Here is a 606-nt window from a genome sequence, read left to right as displayed (position 1 = left end):
CTCACCGTAAAGGTGTCACTGCCGGTCGCTGTGCCCTGGAGTCCGGCACCGTTGGCGGCAAGTGATGAGAAGCCGACAAAATCAATACCGCTGTTGGCAACGGTATCGGAACCCTGCAGTGACCAGGCAGCACCGGACGCACCGGTGGCACCGTTGCTGACGGCACCGGCGGTTACCTGATCAACATCACTAAACAGCATCTCCAAAACACTGAGGGTGTTCGTTCCGGTAACAAGGAAGGCATCGCTGCCGGTACTGCCGGTGACATTGGCACTGGCAACGTTTCTGATACCGGTTGCGGTAATCCCGTGCACCGTGACTTCGTTCGAAGTTCCAGTAAGGGATACGGTACCGGCATTAAGCGTATCGGTACCGCCGCTTCCGGCGATGCCATTCAGGCTTTTAAAGGTCGCGGAGTAGTCCGTGACGGTGACATTGTCTGCGCCATTTACCGTGAAGGTGTCACTGCCGGTCGCTGTGCCCTGGAGGCCGGCACCGTTGGCGGCAAGTGATGAGAAGCCGACAAAATCAATACCGCTGTTGGCAACGGTATCGGAACCCTGCAGTGACCAGGCAGCACCGGACGCACCGGTGGCACCGTTGCTG

General features: G+C 58.6%; 1 protein-coding gene. It reads right to left on the bottom strand.

What is annotated here, in order from left to right:
• Window positions 1-606 (bottom strand): hypothetical protein (locus ACXAG1_RS16970; protein WP_475120338.1); only part of this gene is annotated, 606 nt, incomplete at both ends.

The organism is Microbulbifer sp. ABE4_465 (assembly GCF_056160765.1).
Note: the sequence above shows the minus strand (reverse complement) of the source record. Positions and strands in the feature narration are given on the sequence as shown.